This is a genomic window from Paraburkholderia sp. Clong3, assembly GCF_050436485.1.
Lineage (GTDB): Bacteria > Pseudomonadota > Gammaproteobacteria > Burkholderiales > Burkholderiaceae > Paraburkholderia > Paraburkholderia tuberum.
In genome coordinates this window covers 1,902,939-1,929,902 of record NZ_JBNDMH010000003.1, presented here as the reverse complement: position 1 = coordinate 1,929,902, position 26,964 = coordinate 1,902,939, and the positions used below count along the sequence as shown (strand labels likewise).

Genomic DNA, 26,964 nt, shown 5'->3' with positions numbered 1-26,964 from the left:
AAATCAACGCAAGAGGACGCAACGCAATCGCAATGGAGGCACAGTGATCAGGTTTCTGCACACCGCGGACTGGCAGATCGGCACGCAATTCGGTCAGTTCGAACCGGACGAGGCCGCGCATCTCGCCCAGGCGCGCTTCGACACGGTGCGCCGCATCGCCGAAGAAGCGGCCGCGCGCAACGTCGACGCGGTGCTCGTCGCGGGCGATGTGTTCGATCTGCAGACGGTGTCGGACACCGTGATCCGACGTTTGTTCGCCGCGCTGCAAGCGTTTTCCGGAGCGTGGGTCATGCTGCCGGGCAATCACGACGCGGCGCTCGTCGAAAGCGTGTGGACCCGCGCGCAGCGGCTCGATTGCGTGCCGCCGAACGTGCGCCTCGTGCTCGAAGCCGGCGTCGTGCTGCTCGACGCGTGCCGTTGCGCGCTGCTGTGCGCGCCGCTCACGCAGCGCATCACCTACGACGACACCACCGCGTTCTTCGATTCCACCGATACCCCACCCGGCTATCACCGCGTGGGGCTCGCGCATGGCAGCGTCGGCGGCATTCTGCAAGACGGCATCGACTCGTCGAATCCGATCGCGCCGACGCGCGCCGCCAGTGCGCGGCTCGACTATCTGGCGCTCGGCGACTGGCACGGCCATCTGCGCGTCGACGAACGCACGTGGTACGCGGGCACGCACGAGCAGGACCGTTTCCGCGCGAACGAGCCGGGCTTCGTGCTCGACGTTACCGTCAGCGATCCCGGCGCGGTGCCGCAGGTCGACGCGGTGCGGGTCGGGCAATACCGGTGGCACCGTTGGGACGAGACGATTTCGGTGCCGACCGATGTCGATGCATTGAAAACCCGCCTCGCCGAACTCGGCGCGAATGACGTGCTGCGCATCGAGGTCGGCGGCACCGCGGCGCTCGCCGATGCCGAGGCGCTGCATGTCGCGGTCGAACAGGCGCGCGCCCGCGTGCGCGCGTTGCGTGCCGATCTGGGCAGTCTGCACGTGCTGCCGACCGCCGACGATCTCGCCGAACTCGGCGCGCAAAGCGGCTATCTCGCGAAGGTGGTGGCGCGGCTGCGCGGCCTGCAGGAAGACGCGCAGGCCGATCCGCAAGAGGCGCGGCGCGCGGCCGAGGCGTTGCTGCTGCTGGCGCGTTTTCAGCGCGACCAGCGGCAACGCGATTCGCCGGCCGCACCACCCGCGCAGACGCGCGAGCGGCAGCAACCTGAAGCGCCGCGTGAAGGAGCCCCCGCATGAAGCTGCAACGTATCGCGATTCAGGAATTCAGGCAGTTCGGCGGGCAGATCGTGATCGACGATCTGCAGCCCGGTCTCAATCTGTTCATCGGCCCGAACGAGGCCGGCAAAAGCACGATTGCCGAGGCGGTGCGCACGGTGTTCCTCGAACGCTACAAGGCGTCGCATCTGAAAGACCTGTTGCCGTGGGGGCTCGCGAGCGGGCAGCCGTCGGTCGAGGTCAGCTTCGAGCTCGATGGTGTGACGTGCCGTCTGTCGAAGCAGTTCGTGTCGCGTCAGCGTTGCGAGCTGAGGATCGGCCAGGCCGTGTATAGCGAGGATGAAGCCGAAGACAAGCTCGCCGCGCTGCTCGGCTTCTCGCGCGCGGCGCGCGGTCCGATGAAAGCCGAGAACGCCGGCGTGCCGGGTCTGTTGTGGGTGCAGCAAGGCGGCACGCAGGAGATGCGCGATTCGACCGGGCACGCGGCGCAGTATCTGCGCGACGCGCTCACGCAACTGTCGGGCGGCCGCGAAGCGGGCGGCGAGGACGCGCTGATCGCGGCCGTGCAGCGCGAGCTGCGGCAACTGCTGACCGCGCGCACGCAGAAGTCGACCGGGCCGCTCGCCGAGGCGGAGCAGAAGCTCGCCTCGCTGATCGCGAGCCGCGACGAGCTGCAACAGCAGCGCCAGCAGTTCGACGACAACATCGCGCGCCTCGCCGCCCAACAGCAGGCATTCGACGACGCCGAGCGCAGGCGTCCGTGGGAGCTTCACGAGCAGAAGGCCGCGCTCGCGCAGCAACGTGCCGCGGCGGTCGAACAACTCGAACGCGGTCTCGAAGGGCTCGCGCATTCGTTGAAGATCGGCGAGGCCGAACTCGCGTTGTCGGTGCGGCAGGAGCAGGGCGCGCTCGAACTGGAGGCGGCCATTGCGCTCGAACGCGAGCAGCTCGACGCGGCGCGCGCCGAGGTCGCGGCCGCGCAAACCGCGCATGCGCAGGCGCAAAGCCGTGTGGCGCAATTCGAGCAGGCATCGGTCGAGGCGAACCGCTCGCTCGAACTCGCGAACGCGGCCGTGACCGCCGCCGATCTGCGCAGCCAGGTCGATTTCTATCGGGCGGAGAGCCAGCGGCTCGAAGCGTCGATCGGCGAAGCGGACAAGGCGAACGCGGCGGTGTTGCAGGCCGCGCGAGACGCGGCGGCGCTCGAACTCGACGACGCGCAGTTCAAGCGCCTCGTCGCGCTCGACGGCGAACTGACCGTGTTGCGCGCGCGGACCGAAGCGGCGATGACGCGCATCGAGTACAGCTTGAATGGCGAATTGAGCGTCGGCGATCAGACGATCAGCGGCACGGGCGTGCTGCATGTCGACGATGAAAAGCGCATCGGCCTCGGGAAGCTCGGCGAATTGCGCGTGATTCCGAGCGTGTCCGATCTGTCCGCGCGGTTGTCGGAGCTGGCGTCGCTCGAGGCGAAGCACGCGCAGTTGCTGCGGTCGCTCGGCGTCGCGTCGGTGGGCGATGCGCAGGCGCGTCACGAGCAATGGAAAACGCTGGTCGCGCAACAGAAGAGCCAGGCGAGGATTCTCGAGGTGCACGCGCCGCAAGGCATCGATGCGTTGCGCGCGGCGCTGGCGTCGACGGCGGCCCGCTTGCAGGCGTCGAGCGAGCGCCTTGCCAGTCTGCCCGACGTGTCCGCGGCGGCACCGCTCGACGACGCGCGCCGCAACGCCGACATCGCGCGCGACGCGTTGGAGACCGCGCGCAAGGTGCTCGCGCAGGCGGCGGGCGCGCAATCCAGCGGCGTTGCGAAGGCCGATTCGCTCACGGCGCAGTTGCAGCGTAAAGAAGCGCAGCTGCACGACGAAGCGTTTCGGCGCAACCGCGCGCAGTGGCAGGCGCATATCGTCGAGCAACGCGTCAAGGTCGATGCGCTGAAGAACCAGCGCGGCGAGCGCGAGCGCGAACTCGATGCGGCGCGTCTGGACGACCCCGTGGCGGAGGCGAAGCGCTATCGCGCATCGGCGGACCTCGCGCGCAACGAGCAGCACGAGCGTCAACTGCGGATCGCGGAGCTGCGGAGCCAGCTCGAAACGATGGGCGCATCGGGCCTCGGCGAACGGCTTGCCGCGCTCGAAGCCCAGGTTGAGCAGGCCACGCGTCGCAAGGACGAACTGCGCCTGCGCGCGAGCGCGCTGAGTCTGCTCGACGAAGTGCTGGTCGACGAACGCGACGCCGCGCTCGCCCAACTGCGTGCGCCGTTGACCGAGCGGGTCGGTCACTACCTGAAGCGGCTTTTTCCGCAGTCGAGCCTCGCGCTCGGCGACGATCTGATTCCGGCGATGCTCGATCGCGACGGCCGCGCGGAACTGCTCGATGCGCTCAGCTTCGGCACGCGCGAACAGCTCGGCATCCTGACGCGGCTCGCGTATGCGGATCTCTTGCAGGCCTCAGGCCGGCCGACTCTGCTGATGCTCGACGATGCCGCGGTACACACCGATGCCGCGCGCCGAGACGCGCTCAAACGCGCGTTGATCGACGCGGCGACGCGGCATCAGATTCTGGTGTTCACGTGCCATCCGGAGTTGTGGGACGACCTGGGCGTCAGGCAGCGGGCGGTGCAGGATCTGAAGGTGGCGTGAGCGGGGCGGGCCGGTACCACCCCGGTACGGTCCGCTTACTCGTACCACCGCGGCGTGTACACCCACTGCGCGCCGTGATGACCGCAAGCGAATCTTCTCGTCAGCGACGACCCGACGATCACCATCGTGCGCATATCCACATCGGCCGAGCGCAGCTCGCCGAGCGTCAGCGTGCGCAGCGTGCCGCCGGGCCGGCCGATATCGCGACCCAGCACCACCTGGGTCGATGGCACGCGATACTCCCGCACGACGTCGAGTGCCTTGTCGAGTTGCCACGGACGCGCGCGCGAAATCGGGTTGTAGAACGCCATCACGAGATCGGCTTGCGCCGCATGGCGCAGGCGGGTTTCGATGATCGTCCACGGCTTCAGGTTGTCCGACAGCGACAGCATGCAGAAGTCGTGGCCGAGCGGCGCGCCGGCCTGCGCGGCGGTCGCGAGCGCGGCCGACACGCCCGGCACGATCGATAGTTCGACGGCCGCCCATGCGTCGTTCCGGGAAGCTTCGAGCGCTTCGAGCACGGCGGCTGCCATCGCGAACACGCCGGGGTCGCCCGACGACACCATCACGACCGAGCGGCCTTCGCTCGCGAGCTCGAACGCGTGCCGCGCGCGCTGCATTTCCTCGCGATTGTCGGTGCCGTGCACGCGCTGACCGGCGCGCAGCGGGCCGGCCATTTTCACGTAGGTGTCGTAGCCGAGGATGTCGGTCGCTTCGTTCAACGCGGTGCGCGCGGCCGGGACCATCAGCTCGGCCCGGCCGGGGCCGAGGCCGATCACGCTCAGACGGCCGCGGGCACGGCCGAGCGTCGCGGGGTCGATGGCGAGCGGGGAGAGGGCGAGCGCGACGCCGGGGTGTGCGTCGTCGTGCAGCGTTTCGTGGGGGACGCGTAGCGCGGTATGCAGCAACCTTGCGGCACTCGATTCGCCCTGTGCGGCGCTGGCATCGGCGAAGCGCAGCGGCACCTCGAGAAGCCTTGCCGCTTGCGCGAGCGCCGGGTCGGCCATGCTCGTCGATGGCGCGAGCAAGGCCGCAAGCGAAAGCATCGCGAGACCCTGCGCGCTCAGTGCCGCGCGCACGCGTGCGACGATCGCGTCGGCGGCATCGGCATCGTCGCTGGCGACAGCCGCCACCACACTGCGCGGATGAATCACGAGTTCGTCTTCACGCCCATCCCACGCGCGCGGCGTCACGCGAATCGCGAGACGCGCCGACGCCGAGCGCGGCAGTTGCGCGTCGTCGAGCCACGGCGCGTCGCCTTCGATGCGCGTGCTTTCGCCCGCGAGCAGATCCGACACGAAGCGCTTGCCCTGACCCAGGTCGGCGAGCGCATAGCCATCGGGTGGATTGAGCACGCAGGTGCCGAAGCGCAGCTCGCCGCTCGTCGTGATCGCGGGCTGTACGGCCAACGCCGCGGCGATGTCGCGCGCCATCACGTTGACGCCCGCGAGGCCGCCGAGCAGCGGCACGACCGCGCTGCCGTCCTCGGCGACCGCGAGCACCGGCGGCTCGGCGCCTTTGTTCGACAGCAGCGGCGCGAGGCAGCGAATCACGATGCCGGCCGCGCACAGCGCGACGATCGGCGTGCCGCGCGCATACAGCTCGCGCAGATGCGCGCCGAGTTCGCTGTACGAGACATCGGCGTCGGCGCGCCCCTGCAGCGCATGGACCTGGCAGTCCGCGGCAACGCCGGCCGCGGCATGCGCGCCACGCTCGACATACGACGCCTGAATCCGCCGCGCGGTCGCAAGCGCGCCCGTGCCGAGAATCACGATGGCGGGCCCGTTCATCCTTGCCATTTTTGCCCCGGCACGACCAGCAGTGAGAAATACGGCGACGCCATCGGATCGACTTCCGCGAGCGGCACGATGCGCTGATTTCGCATCGTCGCGCGTTCGACGTACAGCGCGCGCTGCGCGAGTCCGAGTTCGTCGAGCACGCGCCGTACCTTGTCGAAATTGCGGCCGAGTTTCATGATGACCGCCGCGTCGGCGTCGGCCAGACGGCGGCGCAATTCATCTTCGGGCAGCACGCCCGACAGCACCGACAAGCTCTGATTGCGATAGACGAGCGGCGCGCCGAGCACCGCCGCGCCGCCGAGCATCGAGCACACGCCGGGCACCACCTCACTGTCGTAGCGCGCCGCGAGCCGGTCGTGCAGATACATGTACGAGCCATAGAAGAACGGATCGCCTTCGCAGATCACCGCGACGTCGCGGCCCGCGTCGAGATGGCCCGCGACGATTTCGGCGGCGGTGTCATAGAAGTCCGCGATGATCGCTTCGTACGACAGCGGCGGTTCGAGTGCTTCGGTGGTGACCGGATAGACGAGCGGCAAATGCTGCTGCGCGTCGTGCAGATACGCCTCGATGATGCCGAACGCGTTGCCCTTCTTACCCTTCGCGACGAAATACGCGACCACCGGCGCCGCTTTGAGCAGCCGCAGCGCCTTCAACGTCAGCAATTCCGGGTCACCGGGACCGACGCCGATGCCGTACAGCCGTCCGCGACTCGTTAGCTGGCTCGCCATTTATTCGACCTCCGTCGCAAGCGCGTTGACCGCGGCGGCGGCCATCGCGCTGCCGCCGCGCCGTCCGTGCACGACCACATAGGGGACGCCGCGGCTGTTTTGCGCGAGTGCCGCTTTCGATTCCGCCGCGCCGACGAAGCCGACCGGAAAGCCGAGAATCAGCGCCGGCTTCTGCGCGCCGGCATCGAGCATGTCGAGCAGATGAAACAGCGCGGTCGGTGCATTGCCGATCACGACGACGCTGCCCGCCAGATGCGGGCGCCACAATTCGAGCGCGGCGGCCGAGCGCGTGTTGCCGATTTCGCGCGCGAGCGCGGGCACGTCCGGGTGCGTGAGCGTGCAGATCACTTCGTTGTTCGCGGCCAGCCGCGCGCGCGTGACGCCCTGCGCGACCATGCCCGCATCGCACAGGATCGGCGCGCCTTGCGCGAGCGCGCGGCGGCCCGCGCTGCCGGCGCCGTCGGAGAACGCGAGGTCGTCGATCACGTCGACCATGCCGCACGCGTGGATCACGCGCACCGCGAGCTTTTCGAGGTCGGCGGGGATGCGCGCGAGGTCGGCCTCCGCGCGGATCGTCGCGAACGATTGGCGATAGATCTCCTGACCGTCGCGAATGTAATCAAGCATGTGGAGTACTCCGGGCGAGGCGCGCGAGCAGCGCGGCGGCCTCGTCGATCGTCAGTTGGGGCGCGACGCATTGGCCGAAGCCGGGGTGGCCGTCGCGTCGATAAAGGTCGTAGAGGCCGGGCGCGGCGGCGAGCAGCGTGTAGGGCGCGCGATGGGCGGCCGCGCAGGAGCGCGGACAGCCCGTCAGATGCACGTCGACGCCGGCGGGTAAGCGCTCGGCGAGTTGCAGCGCGTCGGTCTTGGTGTCGGCGAGGCCCTTCGCGCAGCCGGCCGAACCGGCGCAGGCGATCACGTGCGTGATGGCCTGCGCGGGATCGCACGCGAGACCGAGTGCGATCAGCTTCGCGAGCACGGCGGGCACCGCCGTCGTCGCGATGTCGGGCAGCAGCACGCTTTGCCATGGCGTCGCGTGCAACCTGCCGTTGCCGTGTTTTTGCGCGAGCGCAGCCAGGGCGCGCAGCGTGGCCGCATCGATCCGGCCGAGCGGTGGTTGGCCGCCGACATGCGACGTGCCGTCGCCGCGCTGCGCGTGCGCGCCGAGCCGCAGCGATGGGTCGGCGACGATGTGTCGTTGCCAGTGGCTCAGCGATGCGTTGCGCGCGAGCGGGAAATCGACGTAGCGCTGCGCGTGCTGCAGCAGCGCGTCGGCGCAATGCGTGGCGAGCAGGTCGCGCATGCGGGTCGCGTCGGCTGCGGCGAGGTCGAGGAACGTGTGCAGCAACGCGCGCAGGAGCGCAGGCACGCGCGACGGCGGCACCGCCGCGAGCGCGCCCGTGCCGTTGGAATCGCGATGGTCGCGTGGGTTAGAGTTTTCGCCTGCCGGAGCCGGGCACCCCGCGAGGCCGAACACGAAGCGCACGCCTTCTTCGTCAGCCGACGCCGCGAGCCACACGTCATGCGGATGATCGACCCGCGCAAGCTGTTCGCCGCCGTCGAGCAGCAGCGCGAATTTCGGCGACAACGCTACGAAACGCGCATCGCCTTGCAGCAGCGTCAGCAGTTCTGCGCACAGCGGCGTCGTGTCGATCAGCGCGTGCGGATCGCGGCCGGCGGCGGGGCTGATCATCACGTTGCGGACGTCGTCGGCGGAACTGAGCGCGCCGGCCGGTCCAAGCCCCGCGCCGATCAGCGCCGCGCTCAACGCCGCTTCGTGTCCGTTACGCACGCCGCGCAGTTGCAGATTCGCGCGATTGGTCAGCTCGGCGACGCCGTTCGCGTGCCGCGTGCTCGCATCGGCGATCGCGCGTGCCTGCGCCGCGCTCAGCACGCCGCCGGGCAGTTTGATGCGGCAGATGCCGCCGTCGCGCGCGGGGACGATGCGCAGCAACCCCGGACATGCCGAGGACCGCGGTGTCGTGACCGCGTGGGACGAAACGGTGGGAGGCGAAGCTCGATTCAAAGGGGCACCGGGTTTAGCGTCGCGCGACGGCATGGCTGCGGCCTCGCTGCATGCTGCCCGACGAGGGCCGGCGTGAACTGTGCGGCCGAAAGGCGCTTCGGGCTGACCGTGGGCAATGAAAGCGGCCATTATATCTTTACGCTGTGGCCGCAGCGCCTGTTTGCCGGCCATCGCGCGATGCCGGTGATCCCGGCAGCATGGCGCTCCGCCGCGAAGCCGCGGGCCGCATGGCGGCGGTATCATGCGGACTTTCGCAACCCGCGCTCCGAGCCTGCGCAAAGCCGCATGCGTGAGCCGGTGCAATTGCTAAAGAATCGACGCAACTGATGAGGATGGATGCATGCCGGCATGGCTGACCGTAGTGGGCATTGGCGACGACGGCTTCGCCGGTTTGGGGCGGCCCGCGCGGCGTGCGTTGCTGGGCGCGTCGGTCGTGTACGGCGGCGAGCGCCATCTGGCGATGCTGCCCGCGCGGCTCGCCGCGCGCCGTGCCGCATGGCCGCGTCCGTTCGATCTCGCGCCGTTGCTCGCCGAGCGTCCGCACGCGGTGTGCGTGCTCGCGAGCGGCGACCCGATGCTGTTCGGCGTCGGCGCGACGCTCGCGCGGCAGTTGCCGGCCGGCGAGCTGCGCGTGCTGCCGGCGCCGTCGTCGTTATCGCTCGCGGCCGCGCGGCTCGGCTGGCCGTTGCAGGATGTCGCGACCGTCTCGCTGGTCGGCCGACCGCTTGCCGCCCTGAATGCGCATCTGCGTGACGGCGCGCGCCTGTTCGTGCTGAGCGCGGACGGGCGCACGCCCGCGGCACTGGCGGCCTCGCTCGATGCGCGCGGTTTCGGCGCGACTGCCATGACCGTGCTCGAACATCTGGGCGGTGCACGCGAACGACGTGCCGATGGCCGCGCGGATCAATGGCCGGCCGGCGAGATGGCCGCGCTCAATCTGATCGCGCTCGAGTGCCGCGCGTCGGCGCATGCGCCGCGTCTGCCGCTGACCTGCGGTTTGCCCGACGACGCCTTTATCCACGACGGCCAGTTGACCAAGCGCGACGTGCGCGTCATCACGCTCGCGCGCCTCGCGCCCGCGCCCGGCGAGTTGCTGTGGGACGTCGGCGCGGGCAGCGGTTCGATCGGAATCGAATGGATGCGCGCGCATCCCACGTGTCGCGCGATCGCGATCGAAGCGAACGAAGCGCGGCAGCGCTTCATCGAACAGAATCGCGATGCTTTGGGCGTGCCCGGGCTGCAACTCGTGGCCGGCCGCGCGCCCGACGCGTTGCGGGGACTGCCGGCGCCGCACGCGGTGTTTATTGGCGGTGGGGTGACGGAGCCTGACGTGCTCGACACCTGTTGGACACAACTGCGCGACGGCGGCCGGCTCGTCGCGAACGCGGTGACGCTGCAAGGCGAGGCGGTGCTCGTCGCATGGCGCGAGCGGCATGGCGGTACGCTGACGCGCATCGGGCTCGCTCACGCGCAACCGCTCGGCGGCTTCGATACGTGGCGTCAGGCGTTGCCGATCACACTGCTCGACGTGACCAAACCCGCCAAACCATCGGCCGATTCGTGATGCGCGACGAGACTCCCGAGCAGCCGGCGCCGCTGCGCAGCGGCTATACGACCGGCAGTTGCGCGACCGCGACGTCGCTCGCGGCCGCTCGTCTACTGCTGGCGGGCGAGGTCAGTGAGGTCGCGGAGATCGTGTTGCCGAAGGGCCAGCATGTGCCGATGCGGCTCACGTTCTGCCGGCTTGCCGCCCTGGACGGCGAGCGGATCGCCGAAGCCGGCACGATCAAGGACGCCGGCGACGATCCCGACGTGACCCACGGCGCGCTCGTGTTCGCGCGCGTGCGCCTCGTGCCCGGGCCCGGTGTGATCTTTCGCGCGGGGCCGGGCGTCGGCACGGTCACGCGCGCGGGGCTCACGCTGCCGGTCGGCGAACCGGCGATCAATCCGGTCCCGCGCCAGATGATTACGCAGCACCTCGACGAACTCGCCGCGCGCCACGCGTATCGCGGCGGCTTCGAAGTGACGCTCGGCGTCGAAGGCGGCGAAGCGCTCGCGCTGAAAACGATGAACCCGCGACTCGGGATTGTCGGTGGGCTGTCGATACTCGGCACCACCGGCATCGTGCGGCCGTTTTCGTGCTCGGCGTATATCGCGTCGATCCACCAAGGCATCGACGTCGCGCGCGCGAACGGCTATACGCATGTGGCCGCCTGCACCGGCAACGCGAGCGAGGACGCGATGCGCGCGCACTACGGCCTGCCCGATATCGCGCTGATCGAAATGGGCGATTTTGTCGGCGCGGTGCTCAAGCATGTGAAGCGCGCGCCGGTCGAGCGACTGAGCATTTGCGGCGGCTTCGGCAAGCTCAGCAAGCTCGCGGCCGGCCATCTGGATCTGCATAGCCGCAACTCCAGCATCGATCTCGAACAACTCGCCGGCTGGGCTGCCGCGCATGGCGCCGACGCCGCGCTGCAAGCGGCGATGCGCGCGGCCAACACGAGCCAGCAGGCGCTCGCGCTCGCTCACGCGCGGCAGGTGCCGCTCGGCGATATCGTCTGTCAGCACGCGTTGGCCGTTGCTCGCGATATCGTGCCGCCGCAGGTCAACGTCGAAATCTTCGCGATCGACCGGCAGGGCAACATCGTCGGAGTCGCGCGGTGACGCGCATCCTGCTGCTCGGCGGCACCGGCGACGCGCTGAAGATCGCGCGCCAACTCGGTCCCGCGCATGTGTACAGTCTCGCGGGACTCGGCAAGGTCCCCGACGACTTGAAGTGCGCGGTGCGCGTCGGCGGTTTCGGCGGCAGCGCGGGTCTGGCGCGTTACCTCGCGAGCGAAGCGATCGGCCTCGTGATCGACGCGACGCATCCGTACGCGGCGCGGATCAGCGCGAATGCCGTAGACGCGTGCCGCGCGGCGAAGGTGCCGTGCTGGGCGCTGCGGCGTCCAGCGTGGCAGCCGCAAGCCGGCGACGACTGGCGCATGGTCGATGACTGGAACGAACTGATCGACACGCTCGCGCCGTTCAGGCGGCCGCTTTTCACGCTCGGGCGCGAACCGCTCGCGCATCTCGACGAGATTGCGCCGCATCAATTCTGGACCGTGCGCGCGCTCGATTCGCATCCGGACACCGCGCGCTCGCGCGTCCTCGCGGCGCGCGGACCGTTCACGCTCGACGGCGAACGCGCGCTGTTCGCGCTGCAGGCGTTCGACGTCGTCGTCAGCAAGAACAGCGGCGGCGGCGCGACCGAGGCGAAGCTCGAGGTCGCGCGCGAGCGCGGCTTGCCGGTGATCATGCTGCGACGGCCGGTGTTGCCCGAGGTCGATCGCGAGTTCGCCAGCGTTGCCGATCTTCTCGATGCGTTGCCCGCGCAGGCGAATGCGGATTCGGGTAAGTGAGCAAATAATTGGAGTACTGAATGACAGTGTTTTTTATCGGCGCGGGTCCGGGCGACCCGGAACTGATCACGGTCAAAGGGCAGCGTCTCGTGCGCAGTTGTCCGGTGATCCTGTATGCGGGGTCGCTGGTGCCGGCCGCGGTGCTCGAAGGTCATAGCGCGCAACAGGTGATCAACACCGCGGAGCTCGATCTCGACCAGATCGTCGCGCTGCTCGCGGCGGCGCACGCGAAGGGCCAGCATGTCGCGCGGGTGCATTCGGGCGATCCGTCGCTGTACGGTGCGATCGGCGAGCAGATCCGCCGTTTGCGCGAGCTGGCCATTCCTTACGAAATCGTGCCCGGCGTGACCGCGACGGCCGCATGCGCGGCGGCGCTCGGCTGCGAGTTGACGCTGCCCGGCGTGTCGCAGACGCTGATCCTCACGCGCTACGCGAGCAAGACGTCGATGCCCGAAGGCGAGCAGTTGGGCGCTCTCGCGCGGCATCGCGCGACGCTGGCGATTCACCTCGGCGTGCGGCATCTCGCGCGCATCGTCGATGAGTTGCGGCCGCATTACGGCGGCGCGTGTCCGATCGCGGTGATCTATCGCGCGAGCTGGCCCGACGAGGAAAAGATCACGGGCACGCTCGACGATATCGTCGCGAAGGTGCAGGGCAGCGCGATCGAGCGCACCGCGCTGATTCTGGTCGGCCAGGTGCTGGCCGCCGAGGGGTTCGCCGATTCGACGCTGTATGCGAAGGGCAGTTGACGGCGCCGTGAAAGCCTTTCTGGCGTCAGGAAGTGTCGATCGCGCCGCGATTCATGCGCGAACCGCGGCACAGGTGCGTGATTTCTTCGCGGCGACGCTGCCGGCGGGCGGCTCATAGCGCTCGCGAACGCAAGTGGTTCGCGACGCCGCGCCACTCAGTCCTCGAGCGGCGACAAGGCCTTGAGTGGTGCCGGCTTGTCGTCGCCGAATCGGATCGTTGGGACCAGCGCGAGCAGCGCGACCACGAATAGCGCGATCACGAACATCGACACGAAGGTCAGATGCAGCGACTGGTGCAGCACGAGCCGGACCAGATCGCTGTCGCCGAGATCGGCGGCGCGGTTCTGCAGCAGCGCCTTCAGCTGATCCGACGTGACCGTCGCGACGCCCTGCGAATGACTGAGCCCGAAGTTCAGCACCGCGCCGAACAGCGTCGCGCCGAGCGTGCTGCCGAGATTGCGCGAAAACAGGTTCGACGCGGTCGCGCTGCCGCGTTCGTCCATCCTGACGATCTCCTGGATCAGCACGAGCGAACTGACGCTCGACGTCCCCATGCCAAAGCCCATGATCAGCGACGCGAACCCGGCGACGAGCGGCGACGCGCCCGGCGACAGCAACAGCAGCAGCACCGCGCCGAGCGGCACGAACGCGCTGCCGCAGATCAGGATGCGCCGCAAGCCGAGCCGGTGAAACGACTTCGCCGCGAACGTCGCGCCGGTGGGCCAGCCGACCATCATCATCGTCAGTGCGAGGCCGGCCACCACGGGCGAACGATGCAGCACGCCCTGCACGTACATCGGCAGGAACGTGGTCGCGCCCATCAGGATCATGCCGGCCAGCACCGTCGCGCTGTTGCATGCGGCGATCGGGCGGCGGCTCCATAGCGCGAACGAGATCATCGGTTCGGCCGCGCGACGCTCCTGCCGCACGAACAGCAGCACGCACAGCACGAAGACGCCGCCTGCGAACGAGGCTGGCGCCAACGCGTCGTCGCCGGCGTAGGTCAGCGCCATCATCAGCGCTGCGATCGCGGCCATGAACAGCGCGGCGCCGGCGAAGTCGATGGACGGCCGCGCGTGCCGTTCCGATTCGCGCAGGAACGCGATGAAGCCCGCCGCCGACGCGAGCCCGATCGGCACGTTCATCCAGAAGATCCACGCCCACGACAGGTTGTGAATGATGAAGCCGCCGACCATCGGACCCACGACCGCCGAAATCGCCCACACGCTCGCAAGATAACCCTGCACCTTGCCGCGTTCGCGCGCCGGGTACAGATCGGCGACGACGGTCAGCGTGACCGGCTGGATCGCGCCCGCGCCGATCCCCTGGATCAGGCGGAACACGATCATCGCCGGCATCGACCACGCGAAGCCGGCAAGCACCGAGCCGACGAGGAAGATCGCGATGCCCGCGAGGATCACGGGCTTGCGCCCATAGAGGTCGGCGAGCTTGCCGAACACCACGGTCATTGCGGTCTGCGTGAGCAGGAACGACGAGAACACCCAACTGTATAAATGCAGGTCGCCGAGTTGCGAGACGATCTGCGGCATCGCGGTCGACACGATGGTCGCTTCGATCGCGACCATCGCCATCGAGGCCATCACGGCGGCGATCACGAGCGGGCGCGAAGATTGAATATTGCGGGACATGAAGGGCGTAGTATCGATATGTTGAATGCGTCGACGGCCCGGAGGAGGCCTTGCTGCGACGCATCGGCGCGGCCGCGCGCGGCGGCCGCTCAGGAGTATGCACCTTGCGCAGAATGCGTGCTCGCGCCCGGGCAGCCGGCGAGCCGGCCGGATTGGGCACGACCGTTGCGTATTCGGATTTCCCTTTGACACACGGAGGACAATCATGAGGATCGAATTCACCGGACGCCGGGAAGTGGTGGCTGCTGCGCGCGTCGCCTACGAGGCCAATGTGGACGGGAAGGACGTATGGTGCAGCGTGTCGCTCGACGCGCTCAATGACCATTTCGGCAATGGCAGCCTCGGCAACGGCGCCCCGTCTGCTCACGATCTGGTGGGAGCGTTCGAGGCGAACCGCGCCCGCATTGAAAATGCTACGCGGCGGGTGCTCGAACGCAACGGGGGACGGTCCGTGGAGCTCGAGACGCGCGACTTCGATTGAGCGACCCGCTTGCTTGTATCGGGTCAAGCGATTCGTGCCGCGGTGGAAAGGACTCTTCCATCGCGGCGACTATATCCGCGATGTCGGCGCGGCTACCGTATCGACGCACACACCGCTTAACGCGTGTGAGCGAGAGAGTTGGACCCGGCTGCCGGCAACCGGGTCTTTTTTTATGGCGCGTGCGAGCACGCCATTATTTCGCTGGCAATTCGCCGCAGGAGCGTGCGACGATTAGCACGGTGATTCGCGCGACGATTGAAAGGCTGCGGTATAGTCGCGGCAACTTTAAATCCGTCTCTTCGATTCTCTGGAGAATATCGTGCAGGAAATCATCGAAGGTCTGATCCGCTTTCAACGCGAGGTCTTTCCACAGCAAAGCGCGCTCTTCAAGCGTTTGTCGACCGCGCAGAATCCCAGCACGCTCTTCGTGACATGTTCGGACAGCCGCGTGGTGCCGGAATTGCTGACGCAGACCGAACCGGGGTCGCTGTTCGTGATCCGCAACGCGGGCAACATCGTGCCGTCGTACGGTCCGGAGCCGGGCGGCGTGTCGGCGACCGTCGAATATGCGATTGCCGTGCTCGGCGTGACCGACATCGTGATCTGCGGCCATTCGAACTGCGGCGCGATGACGGCGATCTCGTGCTGCACGAATCTGGAGCACATGCCGGCGGTCGCGAGCTGGCTGCGTCACGCGGATGCGGCGAAGGCGATCAACGCGTCGCGCCACTACGGCTCGGATGCGGAGCGTCTCGAGGCGCTGGTCAAGGACAACGTGATCGCGCAGCTCAGCAACATCCGCACGCATCCGTCGGTGGCGGTCGGACTCGTGAACAAGACGCTGCGGCTGCATGGCTGGATCTTCAATATCGAAAGCGGTGAAATGCTTGCGCTCGATGGCAAGACCGGTAACTTCTTGCCGCTTGCGGATAATCGGGAAATTTGTGCGGGTTAAAGCGGCATTAAAACGGGTTTTTAGTTTGAAGGATTAACACTCGGCTTGCTAAAAGCCGGCGCGGCGGCGCGGTTTCAACCCCACCGCGCCGCCCGCCACAACCACCTCTATCAGCTCGACGTCACCAGCGAATCCGACGGCACGATCTTCAACACACCAGGGCTCTTCGCAGCCGGGTTCGACCACAGCAGATGCATGCTCGCCGCGCCCGTGCCGTGCACGTACTCGACCTTGATCGACGCGCTCTGGTTCGCGGCGAGATGGACCTTCCCGGTCGCGCTGCCTGGCGTCGTGCTCGTCTTGTCGATCACCTTCACGCCGTCGATCCACAGACGCGCGACGTTGTCGCTGTTGATCGTCGGCAGTTCGATCGCCGTCGCGATGCGCCGCAAGCCGGAGGAAGGGCCGCTCGTCTGAGCTGCGCTTGCGTCGCTGAAAACAGGGTCGAAGGCGGCGCCGGAAGAATCGCTTGGGACTCCGATTAAGGCGCGCGTTTGAACGGAAGAATACCCGTCGATTTCGGACACATCCCCGACCAGATCCGCCGATTCGTCGGTTGTTGGGTCTAAAAGGGAAAACACTGTCATTCGTATGGACCAAACTTTGACCAATGGGTCGGTCGATCGGTTGGAATGGGGAGCGTGCCTTGTATAGCGAACCGAGAATGATCGTGTTGATGGGCCTCGTCTTCGGCGCGGTGACGATTGGGGCCTATGTGTCACAGCTGGACAACGACTGGTCGTCCGGTCGGGACGTGAGTCTCGTCGCCGACGGCGAACGGGGTGTCAGCGCGACGGGGGCGGCGGCGGGGCAGAGCGAAGGCCGGCCCGGCGCGGCGACGGTCGCGCCGGCAACGCGCCGCCGTGCGCTGCGCGACGACGTGACCGCCTTGCGGGCTCAGCCGGCCGCGTCGATTGGAGCGCAGGCGGGCGATGCTCTGGCCATCGCGGCGCTACAGTTCGCGCGGGAGTCGAACAAGGCGCAGCAACAGCAGCAGCCGCACCCGCAGCCGCAGCAGACGAGTTTGCCGCCGCAGCCTGCGGTGACTTCGAACCGGACCCAGGCGCCACCCACGGCAAAGACCGGGCACGCACACCATAGCCGCGTTGCGTCGGGTACCAAGACGAAACCTCGCTCAGCGCAAAGTGTTGCGACGACATCGGGTAGTCATGCGCGGGGCGGCAGCCACCGGAAAAGTTCTACTGCCGAGCGGTCTGGGAAGAAAGCGGCCAGCGTCGTGCCAGAGATGCGGCCGTTGCCGCAATATGCAACGCAAGGCGTCGAGTCGCCATGGTCGATGCCGCGCGCGGGGCTGACCAGCCAGTCCGCAACTCAGGCGGTCGCCAGCAACGGCCCCAAAACCCGCGCCGAGGTAGAGGCCGAACTCGTGCGCGCGCGTGAGAACGGCACGATGCCCGCGTTCGGCAGACCCGAGCCATCGGGACCTGGGGCGCACTGAAGCGGGCCTCGCGCCGTGTCCCCGGCAACCGTTAGATCAACGACGCGGCGAGCCGCGCGAAGGTGGCTTCGTCGGTGCGATCGAACGCAAGCGGCGTGACCGATACGCGCCCCGCCGCGACGGTTGCCGTTTCGCTGTCGGCATCGTTCTCGCGCGGGCCACGATCGAAGCGCAGCCAGTGATACGCGATGCCGCGCGGGTCGACTTCCGGCAGCACCTCGATGTCCCTGACGAGCCCGACGCCCTGGCGCGTCGGCGTCAGCGGACCTGCGTCGGCGGCATCGACGTCGGGAAAGTTGATGTTCAGGCAGGTCGGCGCCGCATGCTCGATCGCGAGCAATTGACGGATCACGCCGGGTGCGAGCGTGCGCGCGGTGTCCCAGCGCACGCGCTCGCGATCGCTGAACGCCTGGCTCAGCGCGAACGACGGCAGCCCGAGCAGCAGACCCGTCATCGCCGCGCCGACCGTGCCCGAGAACATCGTTTCGATGCCGAGGTTGCCGCCGCGATTGACGCCGGACAGCACCAGCGACGGCGGCGCCTCGCGCATCAGATGACGCACGCCCATCACGACGCAATCGCCGGGCGTGCCGGTCACGCCGAAACGGCGTTCGCCCTGGCGGCTCACGCGCAGCGGCGAATGCAGGCTGATGGAATGCGACGTACCGCTCTGGTCGTGCTCGGGCGCGACCACCCAGACTTCGTGCGCGAGCTCGGCGGCCACGGCTTCGAGCACGGCGAGGCCGGGCGCGTCGATACCGTCGTCGTTCGTCAGCAGCACTCGCGGCAGCTTGGATTCGTAAGCGGACATCGCGTCAATCTCCTGTGGCTCGGTGAATGAATCGTAGGGAAGGGACGCCCATTATCGGGCTTTCGTCGGACGCGCGTACGATGACGGTGAGCCGCCAATGACCCAGGACGACCCCCATGCAGATCGACCCGTTTGAGATTGCGATCGCCGATCAGGACATCGACGATTTGCGCCGCCGCATCCACGCCACCCGCTGGGCGCCCGCGACGCCCGCGCCCGCCTGGCAGCAGGGCGCCGACCAGGCCTGGCTGCGCGAACTCGCGACCTATTGGGCCGGGCCATTCGACTGGCGCGCGGCCGAACGCAGGTTGAACCAGCTGCCGCAATTTCTCGCCGACGTGAACGGCCAGACCGTGCACTTCGCGCATCGGCGCGCCGCCAGTGTCGCGCCCGGATTTCAGGCTTATCCGCTGGTGATCACGCACGGCTGGCCCGGTTCCTTCTTCGAGTTTCACGCGCTGCTCGATCAGTTGTGCGATCCGGTCGCGTTCGGCGCCGATCCCGCCGACGCCTTCGACGTCGTCGCGCCGTCGCTGCCGGGCTTCGCGTTTTCGCCTGCGCCCGCGCAGGCCGGCATGTCCGCGTTCCAGGTCGCGGACCTGTGGGTGTTACTGATGCGCGGGCTCGGCTACGAGCGCTTCGGCGCGCAGGGCGGCGATCTTGGCGCGGGCGTGTCGATCGCGTTGGCCGCGCATCATCCGCGGGTGGTCGACGGCATCCATCTGAACTTCCTGCCGAGTTCCTATGAGCCCGCGATCGGGGCGGCGCAGCGGGAGCTGACGCCGGCCGAGCAGGACTATCTGCGCGAGAAGAACGACTGGGCCGCACTCGAAGGCGGTTACGCGCATCAGCACGGCACCAAACCGCTGACGGTCGCCGCGTCGCTGAACGATTCGCCGGTGGGACTCGCCGCATGGATCGGCGAGAAGTTTCGCGCGTGGAGCGATTGCGGCGGCGAGGTGGAAAGCGTGTTCTCGAAAGACGATCTGCTGACCAATATCTCGCTGTACTGGTTCACGCAGTGCATCGGCCCGGCGATGCAGATGTATTGGGAAAACCGCCTGCAGCCGATGCGTTTCTCCGACGGCGAGCGCATCGACACACCAGTCGGCTTCGCGCTGTTTCCGAAGGAGATCAATCATCCGCCGCGAAGCTGGCTCGAACGAACCTTCAACGTCGCGCAGTGGAGCGAAATGCCAGCCGGCGGGCATTTCGCGGCGATGGAAAAGCCCGCGTTGCTCGCGGCCGAGATTCGAAAGTTCTTCAGGCCGTTGCGGCAGAAAGCGCGCTAGGCCGCGTCGATCACTAACGGCGAAGGCGGCTCATGCCACCTTTTTTATTCATTCGGCGCGCGTCGAACGCCTCGGCGCGGCCGCAACGGACACGCTATTCATCGACGACAGCCAGGCCAGCGTGGACGGCGCGCTCGCGGCCGGTTTTCAGGGCTTCCGGTGCGTCGACGCGGCGAGCTTGTCGATCGAACTCGCACGGCGCGGTGTGTTATAGCAGTTGCGATGACGGTCGAACTTTCATGCACGAGGGCACCATACACGCTATGGCACATTCGTCGAACCACGATCACCGTCGCCGTTTTCTGCGCACGGCGCTCGGGCTGCCGGCAGCGCTTGCGTTGTCGCGCGTCACGTCCGCGCAAACCGAGGCGCACGCGCAATCCGGCACCACCTTACCCCGCATGAGCCGCCGCGCGATCCCGTCCACCGGCGAAGCGCTGCCGGTGATCGGCTGCGGCACGTGGCGCACCTTCGACGTCGGCGACGATGCCGCCGCCCGCGCCCAACTCGCCGAGGTGCTGCGCATCCTGTTCGAAGCGGGCGGCTCGGTGATCGATTCTTCGCCGATGTACGGTTCGTCGGAAGCGGTCGCGGGCGCGCTGCTCACGCAGCTCGACGCGCATCGCAAGGCGTTCGTCGCCACCAAGGTCTGGACCGAGGGACGCGAAGCCGGCATCGCGCAGATGGAGGAATCGCTGCGGCGTTTTCAGCAGCCGCATGTCGATCTGATGCAGATCCACAATCTGCTCGACTGGCGCACGCAGCTCGCGACCTTGCGCGACTGGAAAGCGCGCGACCGGATTCGCTATCTCGGCATCACGCATTACACGTCGAGCGCGTTCGACGAAGTCGCGGCGGTGATGCGCAGCGAGAAGCCCGACTTCGTGCAGATCAACTACGCCGCCGACGATCGCGCGGCCGAGCAGCGCATCCTGCCGCTCGCGGCCGATCTCGGCATCGGCGTCGTGATCAATCAGCCGTTCGGCGGCGGCGGTTTGCTCGCGCGCGTGATGAAAATGCCGTTGCCCGCATGGGCCGGCGAAATAGGCTGCACGAGCTGGGCGCAGATTCTGTTGAAATTCGTGCTCGCGCAGCCGGCGGTGACGGTCGTGATTCCGGGCACCGGGCGGCCGCAATACATGGCGGACAACGTGCGCGCGGGATCGGGACCGCTACCCGACGACGCGATGCGCGCGCGGATCATCGCGGCGGTCGGCGGCTGACTTGATGCGCAATCCAGTGCGCAGTCCGCCACGGCGATTACTTGCCGCTTGCTATTCGCATACAGGTGCCGCCTCCCACAAACGCCGCACGACACGGGAATAAAACCCGCCCCACGCCAGTCATGCCTCACGAACCGGGTTCGGTTCGGCGAATCCTTATCGTGAGGTCATCATGTCGTCACATCATTCATTCGATCCGGCGCGCCGGGGCGCGCTGAAGTGTCTTGCGTTCGGTGGCCTCGGCACCGTGTTCATGCTGTCGGGCGGCGTGCTGACGCCGGTCGAACTCGCGCTCGCGGCCGACGCGAACACCGCAACGCCAGCGGCTGGCACGCCGCTTTTCCTGCAGATCAGCGACACGCATATCGGCTTCAACAAGGAGGCGAATCCCGACGTCGCCGGCACGCTGAAACAGACGATCGATTACGTCAACGCGATGCCGGCGCGTCCGCCGCTCGCGATTCACACCGGCGACATCACGCATCTGTCGAAGCCCGCGGAATTCGATCTGGCCGCGCAGCTGATGTCGGGACTGAAGATCACCGAGCTGCACACGGTCCCCGGCGAGCATGACGTCACCGACGGCCCCGGCACGGAGTACTTCAGCCGCTTCGGCAAGGCTTCGGATAACCGCGGCTATTACAGCTTCGATCACCAGGGCGTGCATTTCGTCGGGCTCGTCAACGTGATGCATTTCAAGCCGAACGGCCTCGGCGGTCTCGGCGACGAGCAGCTCGAATGGCTCGAAAACGATCTGAAAGGCCGCTCGTCGAGCACCCCGGTCGTGGTGTTCGCGCACATGCCGATGTGGACCATCTACGAGCCGTGGGGCTGGGGCACGGGCGACGCGGGACAGGCGATGAGCTATCTGAAGCGCTTCGGTTCCGTGACGGTGTTGAACGGCCACATTCATCAGATCGTGACGAAGGTCGAGGGCAACGTGACGTTCCATACCGCGCGCTCGACCGCCTATCCGCAGCCGAGCGCCGGCCAGGGCGATGGCCCTGGGCCGCTGAAGGTCGCGAGCGACCAGCTGCCGAAGATGCTCGGCGTGACGAGCGTCAGCATCGCGCGTCATCCGCTGAAGGCGACGCTCGACGACACGACGCTCGCCTGACGACACGCGCTACTTTTACGCTCGAGGAGATCAATGATGCTAACCAGGATGATGGGCCGCGCGCTCGCGATTCTGCTCGGCAGTGTCGCGATTCTGGCGGTGTCGGGGGGGGCCGGTTTTGCGCAAACGACGATGCCGATGCAGGTGCAGAAACAGACCGTCGCGTCGACGCCTAACGCGATCGTCATCAAGAACTTCATGTTCTCGCCGATGGAACTGACCATCAAGGCGGGCACGACGGTCACATGGAAGAATCTCGACGGCGAGCCGCACAGCGTGGTCAACGACGCGGGCCTGTTCCGCTCGGCCGCGCTCGATCAGGACGACACCTATCAGTTCAAATTCGATAAACCGGGCGTGTACAAGATCTTTTGCGGCATCCATCCGAACATGAAGGCGACCATTACCGTGCAATGATCCAATTGTCGCCAAGCCCTTGCTCGGCAAGGGCAGTTCGGATTTTGCTCCGAACTCAACCCTGGATCGCGAGCACTGTTATTCCGTAGGCGGCTTGGCCTGTCCCCAGTCGACGGGGTGGTGCAGCGAAATCTGCAGACGATCGCGCAATTCGGGATGGACAGACGCTTGGTTGAGAACAGCCATGCCTCCGATTTGACGCAAGGTTTCGTCCGTGATCGGCGCGCGGCAATCGTCCGAACCCAGAGGCACAGTCATTGCCATTCCGCGCGCGATCTGCCGATCTATTGCCCCCTCGACTTCCTCGCGCGACACGGTACATACCTGGATTTCACAGGCATCCTCGTTATAAAAAATCACGGTGGCACGCTGGCGCTTTGTCATCTCAGAAACCTCTGCAGCTCTGGTAATTTTGAAATGCCGTCTGTTTGCACATGGCATAAGCACGGGGGTCTTGGGTCATCGCTCGTACGAAGTTGCATTGCTCCAAATCGAATTCGTACTCGGCAAAACAATTTGCCTCAGTTGCCCATCGTGCATCGTGTTGCGGTCCTGGTAGTTCTGACGGTGCGGAAGGCCCCTCACGCGGTATGCAGCTCGCTCAACCGACATAGCAGAATCCCATAGCCGGTCAGATGCCCGAGGTACACGCTCGTAAACACGTCCGACGCGGGCAGGTCCTCGGTCAGCTGACGCAGGTCCTCCAGATGCAGCGGCGGCGCGTCGAGCGGCGGGCGCTCGACGCGCAGGTCCGCCGCCTCGGCCAGTTGCCGGTGCGCGTTGACGAGCCGCGCGAGCCGCGCGAGAAACATTTCGCGCCACGCGGCGTCGAGCGCGGCGAACTGATCGTGAAACGTGTCCATCGTTTCAAGAAAATTGACCAGCGAATCGAAGGTCTCCTGATAGCTCGCGAACACCGGCAGCCGTGCCGCGTTGCGCTTCAGATGTGGCGACACCCACGCCTGCTCGAGGTCGGTCTTCAGCAGCAGGTGCGCCTGCTTCAGGTTCGTGCTCAGCGTGCGCAGCCTTGAGGCCGCCGGCTTGATCTGCGCTTTGTCGAGCTGTCCCGCGGCCAGTTGCGCGACGACATCGGTGGCCTGTTCGTTGCCGTCGTTGACGAGCGTGTTCGCCCAGTAGCCGTGATCGGGCGGAAACGCGATCTGCTGGATGACGAAGCCGAGCAACATGCCGAGTACCACGCCAATCAGGCGCTGTTCGAGCAGCGGAAGATGTTCGCCGGTATAGAGCACGAGCGTGATCGGCACCGTGATGCTGGTCATCTGGAACAGCGACGGCCGCAGCGCGACGATGCCGAAGATCACGACCGGCAGCAGCGCCGCGCCCATCCACAGGTGCGGCGCGGTCAGCCAGATCAGCAGCGTGCCGATCGGCATCGCCACCACGTTCGAAAACACCCGCTTGTAGAAGTAGCTTCGGGCCGCCGAAATCGAGCTACCGAGCGCCAGCGTCAGCATCGTCGAACCGGCGAGCGGCACGGCCGCGTCGGGAAAGCCGAGCAGGTATGGGATGCCGAAACCGATCCACAGGCCGAGCGTCAGCTTCGTGTACTTGGCGGTTTCCGACAGAGAAAAGCGCGCGAGCGCGCGGTGCAACGGCGTGAGTGGCTGGTGCTGATACCTGTTCGACATGATTTTTATGCTGACCGATGACGTTGGGCCGGGCACCGTTGGGCCGGGCACCGTTGGGCCCGGCACGGCGCGGCGTTCGCGACATGCGCGCACGTGACCTTATCATCCGGCGCGGACGGCTTTGGGAATTCGCACGACAGCAGGTTCGCGGAATGCGGCTCGAGGCGCGCGGCGCGCGCAGTCCAACGCGGGTTTCAAGCGGCGGTTTCGGCGTCGCGCGCGCGTTCGCCGCCAGGCCCGCTTGTTGCATGCGAAACGGCGACCGCGTTGGCGCGTTTCGCAGAATCCGCGTCGCATCGGGCGTAGCGGCCCACGGCAGGCGCACGGCTGGCTGTCGGGCTCTGTGCCGGGTTGGAGTTTTTACCGGCTTTGCACGCTTTTTTGCCAACTCACACGGCATCTGGCGGCGTCGTTTGAAGCACCGCCGAAGCGAGGCGGAAACGCAACGCTGCTATGTTGTCGGCCGTTCGCGACAGGATTACATTCATTGAGCATTGCGTGCAGCGGCAGCCTGCGAGTTCGGTTTACGCGCCGGCTCGTCAGCGCGCCAGTTTGTCTGCAAGAAGTGGCATACCCGGAGCGTATTGCGATGGCTACCGATCCCGACGATATCGACTTGCGTCATTCCACAACGGACGGCCGGTCCTCCTTCGAACCCGACGGCCCTGACGAATCGGGCGTGCCGCCCCCGCGCTTCGGCCGCCTCGCCCTGTGCCTCGCGGCGGCCGGCGCGCTGACCTTCGGTGTGATCGGCACCGTCGCCTACGGCGTCTGGTTCAACCAGGATCAGCAGACGTACGCGGATGCCATTGCGGGCGCGCGCCGGGCGCTCGGCTCATCGGCATCGGCCCGGGTGCCGACGGTGGCCGTCGCGCACGCGCCGGAGGAGGCCGCCGCGCCCTTCGCCATGCCGTCAGCCAGGCAGCCCGCCGCGCCAGACGTCGCGCTCGAAGCGGCCGGCGCGAACGGCGGCTTCGAGGACACCAACCCGGCCGTGTGGTCCGGGCAGATCCACGCGAGTACGCCTGACCCGAATCTCACCGCCACGCTGGCCGATACGCCGGTCGATACCTCGGCGGATATGTCGGCGGATATGTCGGCCAACCCACCCACAGCCCCCATTGTTCCCACGCCACCGCCGGGCTACACGCGGCACGTCGCCAATGCCGCCAATTCCACCGCGAAGCCCGCGGCCGGTCACGACGCGAAAGAAACGCGGCTCGCACAGCAGGAGCGGCGCGCGTCGTCGCAGCACAAGGGCAGTCTGTTTGCGCGGATCGGACAGTTCTTTCGACGCGTGAGCTATCGTCAACATGACAACGGCCGACGGCAACAAGATACCTACTCCCATCCCTGAGCACGCGGTCGTCGGGCCAGCGGGGCGAGCGGGGCTGCGCGGCGCCGCACGCGCGCGCGTGCCGGTGTGGCGCTTCCGGCCGGGGCCCGCGAGCGTCGCCGTGGCCGCGCTGTTGTGTCTGCTGTTCGGCCTGCTGTATGTAGCGATGCAGATCCGCACGGTGTTTTCCGATCAGTTGAAGCAGGAGTACGCGGGCCTCGTGCTCGAAGCCGCCGGGCGCGTCGACAGCGCGCGCGAACAGTTGGCCGCGTGGCAGCGTATGGCCGACACCCGGGCGAGTCACGACGCGTCGTTCGTGCCGGCCTATGACGCGGCGCGCGCCGAACTCGCGCGGCGTTTCGCGGCGCTCGCGGCGCTCGTCAACGCGAGTCCGTCGCCGGCGCCGCCCATTCCGTCGGTGTCGCCGACACAGGCGACGCCCGAAGCCGTCGCGGTGGTGCTCGGCAGCGTATCGGCCTATTGGCGCGCGCAGCGCGACGCGTCGAGCGCCGACGTGCGGCTGCGCGTCGCGCACGTCGCGCGCACGCTGATCGCGCTCGCCGCGCTGCTGTTCTGCATGCTGATCACGGCGCTCGGCATGTACGCGAAGCGCAACCGCCAGCTCGCGGGGCAGTCGCACGAGTTCGAGCTGGCGTCGCTGCACGATTCGCTGACGGGCCTGTCGAACCGCCGCAAGCTGCTGGCCGCGCTCGACTCTGCCGCCAGGCACGCGCGGACCGCGGCCGTCGAGCGGCGTCTCGCCGTGCTGTATATCGACCTCGATGGCTTCAAGCAGGTCAACGATTCGTTCGGGCATCGCACCGGCGACGAATTTCTCGCCGCGGTATCCGCCCGGTTTCGCGCGTCGGTGCGCAAAGGCGATCTGGTCGCGCGCATCGGCGGCGACGAGTTCGCGGTGCTGGTGCGCACCTTTGCGGGCGATGACGAGCTCGCCGAGATCGCGCGCCGGCTGATGGCCTGCGTGGTCGACACCGACGCACAGATGGGAATCGGCGGAGTGCGCGCGAGCGTGGGCATCGCGAGTTATCCCGACGACGTCGAGGATCACCGCCGTCTGGTCGCCGCCGCCGATGCCGCGATGTATCAGGTCAAGCGCGACGGCAAGAACGGCTTCGCGTTCGCGGCGCAGACGGGCAGGGAAGCGACGTTGTGAACCGCCTGAACGTCACTGGCCTTCGTTGCGCCACTCCGTCAGCTTTTCGCGCTCGTTGAGTTCGATGAACGCCGGCCGTGCGCGCAGCCCGCGGATATAGCTCGCGAGATGCGGCCAGCCCACCGTCGCGGGGTGGGGCATGTTGCGGGTCCAGCGCATCAGCACGAGCGCGAGCAGATCGGCGGTGCTGAGCTTGCCGCCCGCGAGGTATGCGTGGCCGTCGGCGAAATGCCTGTCGAGCCGCGCACACGCTTGTTCGATGCGGCGTTGCGCGAGCGCGCGCACCGCCTCGGCGCCCGCGGGGTCGCCGTCGCTGCCGGCGTAGAACCAGTCGCGCATCGCGGGCAGCAGCGTATTCGCGAGGTAGATCATCCATTCGAGCCATTCTGCGCGTGCGGCCGAGCCGGGCGCGGGCGCGAGGTCGGCCTCGGCGTGGCGCTCGGCGAGCAGCATCAGCAGCGCGGCCGATTCATGCCGCGGCACGCCATCGACGACCAGCGTGGGCACGCGCCCGGCCGGATTCAGACGCAGATACTCGGGATCGTGCTGCTGGCCCGCGTCGATATCGACGAGGCGCGCTTCGAACGGCACGCCCATTTCGAGCAGCATCCAGTGCACGGGCATGCTGGCCGCGCCGGGCGAGTAGTAGAGAACGTAGGACATTCGGGGCTCCGTGGATCGTCGAGAGCGCGGTCGAGCCGTGAACAGAAAGAATCAGGGGCTGTCGCCGAAACGAACAGCCCCTTCAGATGCGTCAGGCGCCAGCGTACGCAAATGCGGGCGCTTCGAAACAGCAAGCCTCGAATCACGCCCGCGGCCAGGTCTCTT

At 67.5% G+C, this 26,964-nt stretch carries 25 protein-coding genes; 15 read left to right on the top strand and 10 right to left on the bottom strand.

Features of this window, described 5'->3' with window-relative positions:
- Nucleotides 1-43: 43 nt before the first annotated feature.
- Complete coding sequence (locus OKW30_RS32220) at nt 44-1,249, top strand: metallophosphoesterase family protein (protein WP_429348619.1); 1,206 nt, start codon at nt 44-46, stop codon at nt 1,247-1,249.
- Nucleotides 1,246-3,867 carry an AAA family ATPase gene (locus tag OKW30_RS32215; protein ID WP_429348618.1) on the top strand — a complete coding sequence of 874 codons (2,622 nt, stop codon included), beginning with the start codon at nt 1,246-1,248 and terminating at the stop codon, nt 3,865-3,867. The genes OKW30_RS32220 and OKW30_RS32215 overlap by 4 nt, the downstream gene beginning before the upstream one ends.
- Before the next feature lie 35 nt (nt 3,868-3,902).
- On the opposite strand, the gene cobJ is transcribed toward OKW30_RS32215, so the two are convergent.
- From cobJ to cobG, 4 genes are read right to left on the bottom strand one after another with little or no spacing between them, the layout of a single operon-like run.
- Complete coding sequence (gene cobJ, locus OKW30_RS32210; protein ID WP_429348617.1) at nt 3,903-5,657, bottom strand: precorrin-3B C(17)-methyltransferase; 1,755 nt, start codon at nt 5,655-5,657, stop codon at nt 3,903-3,905.
- Nucleotides 5,654-6,397, bottom strand: coding sequence for a precorrin-2 C(20)-methyltransferase (locus tag OKW30_RS32205; protein ID WP_184062360.1), 744 nt, complete (start codon nt 6,395-6,397; stop codon nt 5,654-5,656). The genes cobJ and OKW30_RS32205 overlap by 4 nt, the downstream gene beginning before the upstream one ends.
- Nucleotides 6,398-7,024, bottom strand: a complete 627-nt coding sequence (locus OKW30_RS32200; protein WP_429348616.1) for a precorrin-8X methylmutase — start codon at nt 7,022-7,024, stop codon at nt 6,398-6,400. It lies immediately after the preceding gene.
- Entirely contained in the window at nt 7,017-8,456 is a 1,440-nt protein-coding gene (gene cobG, locus OKW30_RS32195) for a precorrin-3B synthase (protein WP_429348615.1), read from the bottom strand. The genes OKW30_RS32200 and cobG overlap by 8 nt, the downstream gene beginning before the upstream one ends.
- 307 nt (nt 8,457-8,763) lie before the next feature.
- Here cobG and cbiE point away from each other — a divergent pair, with 307 nt between their 5' ends.
- The 4 genes from cbiE to cobM are packed head-to-tail and all read left to right on the top strand — an operon-like array spanning nt 8,764 to nt 12,573.
- Nucleotides 8,764-9,987: a precorrin-6y C5,15-methyltransferase (decarboxylating) subunit CbiE gene (cbiE, locus tag OKW30_RS32190; RefSeq protein WP_429348614.1), complete on the top strand. Its 1,224-nt coding sequence runs from the start codon at nt 8,764-8,766 to the stop codon at nt 9,985-9,987.
- Complete coding sequence (locus tag OKW30_RS32185; protein ID WP_429348613.1) at nt 9,987-11,087, top strand: cobalt-precorrin-5B (C(1))-methyltransferase; 1,101 nt, start codon at nt 9,987-9,989, stop codon at nt 11,085-11,087. Before cbiE ends, OKW30_RS32185 begins: the two co-directional genes overlap by 1 nt.
- Nucleotides 11,084-11,824, top strand: coding sequence for a cobalt-precorrin-6A reductase (locus tag OKW30_RS32180; protein ID WP_429348612.1), 741 nt, complete (start codon nt 11,084-11,086; stop codon nt 11,822-11,824). The genes OKW30_RS32185 and OKW30_RS32180 overlap by 4 nt, the downstream gene beginning before the upstream one ends.
- A gap of 20 nt (nt 11,825-11,844) precedes the next feature.
- Nucleotides 11,845-12,573 carry a precorrin-4 C(11)-methyltransferase gene (gene cobM / locus OKW30_RS32175; RefSeq protein ID WP_429348611.1) on the top strand — a complete coding sequence of 243 codons (729 nt, stop codon included), beginning with the start codon at nt 11,845-11,847 and terminating at the stop codon, nt 12,571-12,573.
- A gap of 155 nt (nt 12,574-12,728) precedes the next feature.
- On the opposite strand, the gene OKW30_RS32170 is transcribed toward cobM, so the two are convergent.
- Nucleotides 12,729-14,222: an MDR family MFS transporter gene (locus tag OKW30_RS32170; protein WP_429348610.1), complete on the bottom strand. Its 1,494-nt coding sequence runs from the start codon at nt 14,220-14,222 to the stop codon at nt 12,729-12,731.
- A 205-nt stretch (nt 14,223-14,427) separates the two neighbouring features.
- Between OKW30_RS32170 and OKW30_RS32165 the strand changes: the two genes are divergently transcribed.
- Together OKW30_RS32165 and OKW30_RS32160 are read left to right on the top strand one after the other, a co-directional pair.
- Entirely contained in the window at nt 14,428-14,703 is a 276-nt protein-coding gene (locus OKW30_RS32165) for a DUF1488 domain-containing protein (protein ID WP_008923225.1), read from the top strand.
- Nucleotides 14,704-15,022: 319 nt separating this feature from the next.
- Nucleotides 15,023-15,658, top strand: coding sequence for a carbonic anhydrase (locus OKW30_RS32160; RefSeq protein WP_184062347.1), 636 nt, complete (start codon nt 15,023-15,025; stop codon nt 15,656-15,658).
- 110 nt (nt 15,659-15,768) lie between these two features.
- On the opposite strand, the gene OKW30_RS32155 is transcribed toward OKW30_RS32160, so the two are convergent.
- Nucleotides 15,769-16,050 (bottom strand): PA14 domain-containing protein, encoded by a 282-nt coding sequence (locus OKW30_RS32155; RefSeq protein WP_429348609.1) that lies wholly within the window; start codon nt 16,048-16,050, stop codon nt 15,769-15,771.
- Between the two features lie 272 nt (nt 16,051-16,322).
- Here OKW30_RS32155 and OKW30_RS32150 point away from each other — a divergent pair, with 272 nt between their 5' ends.
- On the top strand, nt 16,323-17,117 hold the full coding sequence (locus tag OKW30_RS32150) for a DUF4148 domain-containing protein (protein ID WP_429348608.1): 795 nt from the start codon (nt 16,323-16,325) through the stop codon (nt 17,115-17,117).
- Between the two features lie 31 nt (nt 17,118-17,148).
- Here the strand turns inward: OKW30_RS32150 and surE are convergent, their stop codons facing one another.
- Nucleotides 17,149-17,928 carry a 5'/3'-nucleotidase SurE gene (surE, locus tag OKW30_RS32145; protein ID WP_090809866.1) on the bottom strand — a complete coding sequence of 260 codons (780 nt, stop codon included), beginning with the start codon at nt 17,926-17,928 and terminating at the stop codon, nt 17,149-17,151.
- A gap of 116 nt (nt 17,929-18,044) precedes the next feature.
- Between surE and OKW30_RS32140 the strand changes: the two genes are divergently transcribed.
- From OKW30_RS32140 to OKW30_RS32125, 4 genes are all read left to right on the top strand, one after another.
- Nucleotides 18,045-19,220: an epoxide hydrolase family protein gene (locus OKW30_RS32140; protein ID WP_429348607.1), complete on the top strand. Its 1,176-nt coding sequence runs from the start codon at nt 18,045-18,047 to the stop codon at nt 19,218-19,220.
- 263 nt (nt 19,221-19,483) lie between these two features.
- Nucleotides 19,484-20,443, top strand: coding sequence for an aldo/keto reductase (locus OKW30_RS32135; RefSeq protein WP_429348606.1), 960 nt, complete (start codon nt 19,484-19,486; stop codon nt 20,441-20,443).
- Between the two features lie 172 nt (nt 20,444-20,615).
- Nucleotides 20,616-21,560, top strand: a complete 945-nt coding sequence (locus tag OKW30_RS32130) for a metallophosphoesterase family protein (RefSeq protein ID WP_184035353.1) — start codon at nt 20,616-20,618, stop codon at nt 21,558-21,560.
- Between the two features lie 36 nt (nt 21,561-21,596).
- On the top strand, nt 21,597-21,977 hold the full coding sequence (locus tag OKW30_RS32125; RefSeq protein ID WP_429348605.1) for a cupredoxin domain-containing protein: 381 nt from the start codon (nt 21,597-21,599) through the stop codon (nt 21,975-21,977).
- Between the two features lie 78 nt (nt 21,978-22,055).
- On the opposite strand, the gene OKW30_RS32120 is transcribed toward OKW30_RS32125, so the two are convergent.
- Both OKW30_RS32120 and OKW30_RS32115 read right to left on the bottom strand, forming a co-directional pair.
- A complete protein-coding gene (locus tag OKW30_RS32120; protein ID WP_090809877.1) occupies nt 22,056-22,361 on the bottom strand; it encodes a hypothetical protein in 306 nt (101 codons plus the stop codon).
- Nucleotides 22,362-22,558: 197 nt separating this feature from the next.
- Nucleotides 22,559-23,626: an FUSC family protein gene (locus OKW30_RS32115; protein ID WP_429348604.1), complete on the bottom strand. Its 1,068-nt coding sequence runs from the start codon at nt 23,624-23,626 to the stop codon at nt 22,559-22,561.
- Between the two features lie 589 nt (nt 23,627-24,215).
- Between OKW30_RS32115 and OKW30_RS32110 the strand changes: the two genes are divergently transcribed.
- Both OKW30_RS32110 and OKW30_RS32105 read left to right on the top strand, forming a co-directional pair.
- Entirely contained in the window at nt 24,216-24,983 is a 768-nt protein-coding gene (locus tag OKW30_RS32110; RefSeq protein WP_429348603.1) for a hypothetical protein, read from the top strand.
- Nucleotides 24,940-26,136 (top strand): diguanylate cyclase, encoded by a 1,197-nt coding sequence (locus OKW30_RS32105; RefSeq protein ID WP_429348602.1) that lies wholly within the window; start codon nt 24,940-24,942, stop codon nt 26,134-26,136. Before OKW30_RS32110 ends, OKW30_RS32105 begins: the two co-directional genes overlap by 44 nt.
- A 12-nt stretch (nt 26,137-26,148) precedes the next feature.
- Here the strand turns inward: OKW30_RS32105 and OKW30_RS32100 are convergent, their stop codons facing one another.
- Nucleotides 26,149-26,799 carry a glutathione S-transferase family protein gene (locus OKW30_RS32100; protein ID WP_429348601.1) on the bottom strand — a complete coding sequence of 217 codons (651 nt, stop codon included), beginning with the start codon at nt 26,797-26,799 and terminating at the stop codon, nt 26,149-26,151.
- Between the last annotated feature and the right edge of the window lie 165 nt (nt 26,800-26,964).

Excerpts from the sequence above, each read along its gene's own strand:
- cobG (WP_429348615.1), bottom strand. The coding sequence starts at position 8,456 with ATGCCGTCGCGCGACGCTAAACCCGGTGCCCCTTTGAATCGAGCTTCG.
- cobJ (WP_429348617.1), bottom strand. The coding sequence starts at position 5,657 with ATGAACGGGCCCGCCATCGTGATTCTCGGCACGGGCGCGCTTGCGACC.
- OKW30_RS32100 (WP_429348601.1), bottom strand. The coding sequence starts at position 26,799 with ATGTCCTACGTTCTCTACTACTCGCCCGGCGCGGCCAGCATGCCCGTG.
- OKW30_RS32185 (WP_429348613.1), top strand. The coding sequence starts at position 9,987 with ATGCGCGACGAGACTCCCGAGCAGCCGGCGCCGCTGCGCAGCGGCTAT.
- OKW30_RS32110 (WP_429348603.1), top strand. The coding sequence starts at position 24,216 with ATGGCTACCGATCCCGACGATATCGACTTGCGTCATTCCACAACGGAC.
- OKW30_RS32165 (WP_008923225.1), top strand. The coding sequence starts at position 14,428 with ATGAGGATCGAATTCACCGGACGCCGGGAAGTGGTGGCTGCTGCGCGC.
- OKW30_RS32140 (WP_429348607.1), top strand. The coding sequence starts at position 18,045 with ATGCAGATCGACCCGTTTGAGATTGCGATCGCCGATCAGGACATCGAC.
- OKW30_RS32150 (WP_429348608.1), top strand. The coding sequence starts at position 16,323 with ATGATCGTGTTGATGGGCCTCGTCTTCGGCGCGGTGACGATTGGGGCC.
- cobM (WP_429348611.1), top strand. The coding sequence starts at position 11,845 with ATGACAGTGTTTTTTATCGGCGCGGGTCCGGGCGACCCGGAACTGATC.
- OKW30_RS32170 (WP_429348610.1), bottom strand. The coding sequence starts at position 14,222 with ATGTCCCGCAATATTCAATCTTCGCGCCCGCTCGTGATCGCCGCCGTG.
- OKW30_RS32105 (WP_429348602.1), top strand. The coding sequence starts at position 24,940 with ATGACAACGGCCGACGGCAACAAGATACCTACTCCCATCCCTGAGCAC.
- OKW30_RS32200 (WP_429348616.1), bottom strand. The coding sequence starts at position 7,024 with ATGCTTGATTACATTCGCGACGGTCAGGAGATCTATCGCCAATCGTTC.
- OKW30_RS32215 (WP_429348618.1), top strand. The coding sequence starts at position 1,246 with ATGAAGCTGCAACGTATCGCGATTCAGGAATTCAGGCAGTTCGGCGGG.
- cbiE (WP_429348614.1), top strand. The coding sequence starts at position 8,764 with ATGCCGGCATGGCTGACCGTAGTGGGCATTGGCGACGACGGCTTCGCC.
- OKW30_RS32115 (WP_429348604.1), bottom strand. The coding sequence starts at position 23,626 with ATGTCGAACAGGTATCAGCACCAGCCACTCACGCCGTTGCACCGCGCG.
- surE (WP_090809866.1), bottom strand. The coding sequence starts at position 17,928 with ATGTCCGCTTACGAATCCAAGCTGCCGCGAGTGCTGCTGACGAACGAC.
- OKW30_RS32125 (WP_429348605.1), top strand. The coding sequence starts at position 21,597 with ATGCTAACCAGGATGATGGGCCGCGCGCTCGCGATTCTGCTCGGCAGT.
- OKW30_RS32130 (WP_184035353.1), top strand. The coding sequence starts at position 20,616 with ATGTCGTCACATCATTCATTCGATCCGGCGCGCCGGGGCGCGCTGAAG.
- OKW30_RS32135 (WP_429348606.1), top strand. The coding sequence starts at position 19,484 with ATGGCACATTCGTCGAACCACGATCACCGTCGCCGTTTTCTGCGCACG.
- OKW30_RS32205 (WP_184062360.1), bottom strand. The coding sequence starts at position 6,397 with ATGGCGAGCCAGCTAACGAGTCGCGGACGGCTGTACGGCATCGGCGTC.
- OKW30_RS32120 (WP_090809877.1), bottom strand. The coding sequence starts at position 22,361 with ATGACAAAGCGCCAGCGTGCCACCGTGATTTTTTATAACGAGGATGCC.